The sequence below is a fragment of the Pseudomonas sp. PB106 genome (assembly GCF_009764645.1).
GTDB lineage: Bacteria > Pseudomonadota > Gammaproteobacteria > Pseudomonadales > Pseudomonadaceae > Aquipseudomonas.
In genome coordinates this window covers 1-4,163 of the sequence record NZ_RWIM01000214.1, presented here as the reverse complement: position 1 = coordinate 4,163, position 4,163 = coordinate 1, and the positions used below count along the sequence as shown (strand labels likewise).

5 protein-coding genes are annotated in these 4,163 nt (G+C 61.3%); 4 read left to right on the top strand and 1 reads right to left on the bottom strand.

The window, feature by feature from the left end; all coding sequences use genetic code 11:
* Nucleotides 1-82: 82 nt before the first annotated feature.
* Both EJA71_RS26190 and EJA71_RS26185 read left to right on the top strand, forming a co-directional pair.
* Nucleotides 83-487 carry a DUF2177 family protein gene (locus tag EJA71_RS26190; RefSeq protein WP_158960848.1) on the top strand — a complete coding sequence of 135 codons (405 nt, stop codon included), beginning with the start codon at nucleotides 83-85 and terminating at the stop codon, nucleotides 485-487.
* A 268-nt stretch (nucleotides 488-755) separates the two neighbouring features.
* The gene (locus tag EJA71_RS26185; RefSeq protein WP_158960846.1) at nucleotides 756-1,688 is read left to right on the top strand and encodes a DMT family transporter; all 933 of its coding nucleotides are present in this window, start codon (nucleotides 756-758) and stop codon (nucleotides 1,686-1,688) included.
* Here the strand turns inward: EJA71_RS26185 and EJA71_RS26180 are convergent.
* The gene (locus tag EJA71_RS26180) at nucleotides 1,633-2,814 is read right to left on the bottom strand and encodes an MFS transporter (protein ID WP_158960843.1); all 1,182 of its coding nucleotides are present in this window, start codon (nucleotides 2,812-2,814) and stop codon (nucleotides 1,633-1,635) included. The two genes, EJA71_RS26185 and EJA71_RS26180, sit on opposite strands and share 56 nt — an antisense overlap.
* A gap of 104 nt (nucleotides 2,815-2,918) precedes the next feature.
* On the opposite strand from EJA71_RS26180, the gene EJA71_RS26175 reads away from it, so the two are divergent.
* A complete protein-coding gene (locus EJA71_RS26175) occupies nucleotides 2,919-3,812 on the top strand; it encodes a LysR family transcriptional regulator (protein ID WP_158960841.1) in 894 nt (297 codons plus the stop codon).
* Nucleotides 3,813-3,954: 142 nt separating this feature from the next.
* Complete coding sequence (locus tag EJA71_RS27715) at nucleotides 3,955-4,083, top strand: PA1414 family protein (RefSeq protein WP_007914492.1); 129 nt, start codon at nucleotides 3,955-3,957, stop codon at nucleotides 4,081-4,083.
* The last annotated feature ends 80 nt before the right edge of the window (nucleotides 4,084-4,163 follow it).

Here is a 4,163-nt window from a genome sequence, read left to right as displayed (position 1 = left end):
GCTGCGATCTGTTGATCTTGTCTTTTAGAAACAACGTCAAAAGATCGCAGCCTGCGGCAGCTCCTACATGAGGGGATGGCAAATGAAGAAAGCGCTGAGTGCCTATGTTGCAACGCTGATTGCGTTTCTGCTGCTCGACGGCCTCTGGCTCGGCCTGCTGATGGCGCCGACCTATCGCGAACTGCTCGGTTCGCTGATGCTGGAAAAACCGCTGCTGGTGCCCGCAGCGGTTTTTTATTGCCTGTATGTTTTCGGTTGTGTGGTGTTTGTGGTGCTCCCGGCAGTGACATGGCAGTGGGCGGCGAAGCGTGGCGCGCTGTTGGGGCTGGTGGCGTATGGCACGTATGACCTGACCAATTGGGCGACGTTGCGCGGTTGGTCGGCGCAGGTGTCGTTGATGGATTGGGCGTGGGGCACGTTTGCCACGGCGGTGGCTTGTACTGTCGGGTTTTTGCTGGCGAGGCGGTTTGCTGGAGCTGATCGCTAACCCACGTCGATTGAACTGACGCCATCGCTGGCAAGCCAGGCTCCCACAGAGGCTTGTGTCGAGCAGAGGATCGGTGCTCAACCCGATCCTGTGGGAGCTGGCTTGCCAGCGAATGGCGGCGCGGCCGACAGCCATTCACCTCTGCCGCCACTGACGAACTAAATGTCTTTTCCAGACGCCTTTTTCTCGCCCGACTGATTGATAATCCTCGACACTGATTTCTGACCATTGGATGGCCTGCCATGTTGTATGTGTTCGAGGTGTTGCGGTGAGTGTCGAACGGCGCAATGCCGACAGTTTTGCCCTGCAAGTGATGATCGGCCTGTGCCTGATCTGGGGCGTGCAGCAGGTGATGATCAAGTGGGCCGCGCCAGACATTGCGCCGGTGATGCAAGCGGCGGCGCGCTCGGGGATTTCCGCACTGCTGGTCGGTCTGCTGATCTGCTGGAAGGGCGGTTGGGATCAGGTCGGCAGCACCTGGCGTGGCGGTTTGCTGGCCGGTGCGCTGTTCGGTCTGGAGTTCCTCTTCATTGCCGAAGGTTTGCAGTTGACCACCGCCGCGCACATGTCGGTGTTCCTCTATACCGCGCCGATTTTCACCGCGCTGGGCGTGCACTTTCTGTTGGCCAGCGAGCGCCTGCGGCCTTTGCAGTGGCTGGGGATTCTGTTGGCGTTTATCGGCATCGCAATCGCCTTCGCCGGCGGTGTGTCGTGGGACAACCTCGACCGGCGCATGCTGCTCGGCGATGCCTTCGGCGTATTGGCTGGCGCCTGTTGGGGCGCGACCACCGTGGTGGTGCGTGCCTCGCGCCTGTCGGAAGCGCCGGTGACGCTCACCCTGTTCTACCAACTGATTGTCGGCTTCCTCGGTCTGCTGTTGATCGCCTTGTTCAGCGGCCAGATCACCCATGTCAGCCTGACCACCGTGGCGGTGGCCAGTGTGCTGTTCCAGGGGCTGGTGGTGTCCTTCTTCAGTTACCTGATCTGGTTCTGGCTGCTGCGTCGTTATCTGGCGGCCAACCTGGCGGTGTTCTCGTTCATGACACCACTGTTCGGCGTCACCTTCGGCGTGATTCTGCTGGGCGAACAATTGAGCGTTAATTTCGTCATCGGTGCCGTGCTGGTGTTGCTCGGCATCACCTTTGTCAGCGCCGAGCAGTGGCTGCGCAGGCGTTTGCGCCAAGCGCTGGGCCAGCGCTAGTCGATTGCATCGCCAGACCGCCGGCGATCAGCAAACCGCTGCCGGCGATCACCAGCGCCGGGTGCAGGCCACCGCTGAAATGGCTGCTCAGCGCTGCCAATAATGGCCCGCTGAGTTGGCCGACGGCAAAGCACGCGGTCAGCAGTCCGGCGTTGCGCTGCGTGGCATGGGGCGCGATGTCCCGCGAGCGTTGCATGACCAACTGCATGCAGGCGAGGAACGGCGTGCCACACAGAATCACCCCCAGCGCGAGACCGAAGCCGCTGCTCAGCAGGCAGGCAAACACCCCGGCAGCTTGCAGCCACAACGTCGCCATCAACCAATGCCGGGTGGTCGCGGGATCGTGACGACGCAGGCTCACCAGCAACACGCCGAGCGCAGCGGCCAGACCAAAGCACGGCCAGAACAGATCCGCCTGCCATTGTCCGTGGAACTGCGCGTTGGCCATTTGCGAGAGGAACGTCGCGGGGATGATGTAGCCTACGCCGTAGAGCGCATAGATCACTGCCAGTCGCCCGATACCACGATTCGACGCACCGACCTGAGCCGCGTCAACCGACACAGCGGCGGCCGGCTGCGGCAGAACGCGCCAGACCCCGAGCATCATCACCATTGCCGCCGCAGCGTAAATCAGCCACAACGTCGCCGAGGTTTGATGGAGCAGATGTGAGACCAGCGCCAACAACCCCGTCAGAAAAATCCCCAACCCCGGCCCGGCAAATACTAGCGCGCCCAAACGTGGACGACCCGCTGCCGCCGCCAGTGGCTGGCTCAAAGACGTGATCATCACCAGCACCCAGGCGCTCGCCACCCCGGTGCCGAAGCGCAGGATCAGGTGCGACCAGAACCCATTGGCCCAGAACGATGCCAGCGTCAGCAGCACGCACAACCACAAGCCACCGTGCAGGCGCCGCTGTACCTGCTGCGGGCGATGGGCAAACATCGCATCCACCGCACCGAGCAGGTAACCGAGGTAGTTGGCCGCCGCAATCAGACCGGCGGCCGTCAGGTCGAACTGACCTTCGCTGAGCAGGTGCGGCATTTGTGGCGTGAGGGCGAAACGCCCGATGCCCATGGCCATCATCAGGGCGACGAAGCAAGCGGATAAACGAATCAGGGGCGACATGGTCGGGATTCCTTCGAAGGATCAATGACCGTCAGGCTAGGACTGATTGACTTTCTTTAAAAATGAATAATAGTGAGTAACTTGTTCTGTTATGGAGAAAGCTTGTGGAGTTCAGCCAACTGCGGATCTTTCAGGCCGTCGCCGAGGAGGGTTCGATCACCCGCGCCGCCGAACGCCTGCACCGAGTGCCTTCCAATCTGTCGACGCGGCTTAAACAGCTTGAAGAGCAACTCGGTGTAGAGCTTTTCGTCCGTGAGCGTCAGCGTTTGCAGTTGTCGCCTGCAGGAAAAGTCCTGCTGGACTACACCGGCAAACTGTTCGCGTTACGTGATCAGGCCAGTGCGGCGGTGATGGGCGGGCAACCGGCGGGGGATTTTGTCTTGGGCACGATGTACAGCACGGCGGCGATCCATTTGCCGGCGTTGCTCGCGCGTTATCACAAGCAATACCCGGCGGTGAACCTGCAAGTGCAGTCGGCGCCGAGCGGCGAGTTGCTCGAAGGTCTGCTCACCGGTCGACTTGATGCGGCGCTGGTTGATGGTCCGCTGGAGCTGGCCGGGCTCGACGGTGTGCCGTTGTGCGAAGAGCGGCTGGTGCTGATTACCGAAACCGATCACCCGCCCGTGCGCAGTGCCAAGGATGTCGAAGGGCGTGCGGTGTTCACCTTCCGTCAGGGCTGTTCCTATCGCATGCGCCTGGAGGCCTGGTACGCCCACTATCACGCCGCGATGGGCCGGGCGATGGAGATCGAGTCGTATCAGGGCATGCTCGCCTGCGTGATTGCCGGCAGCGGCGTGGCGTTGATGGCGGAGTCGATGCTTGCCAGTCTGCCGGGCCGCGAGAGCGTCGCGGCGCATCCGTTGGCCGAGCCATTCGTGGGTGCGACAACGTGGCTCATGTGGCGCAAAGGCATCGTCGGCGCCAACCTCAATGCCTGGGTCGAGGTGCAGCAAGCTGTCTATCCTGCGGCTCAGATCGAAACCCGAGAAACAGCCTGAACCAATGCCGGCGAATTCTGTTCAATTCAGTAACAGATCATTGCGGATTTGGCCGAGCATTGCGTAGGACTTCGGACTATTATCAGTGCGAAGCGGCCTCAGAATTCCGGCCGCTCAGCACCACCCTGAAGGGGGCATGACGATGAAAGAGAAAATTCAAAACTGGCTACACGACTTGGGTGTTGCCCTCGGTTTGATCGAACCGCCTCTGCAGCCTGTCCCGATCCGCACCGATGACGAGCAGCGTCGACGTCAACAACGGCGCCGGTAACGCCCCCGATCCGAGATCAAAGGATTCAAGATCAAGCGATCGCAGCCTGCGGCAGCTCCTACATTGACCCGTGTAGGAGC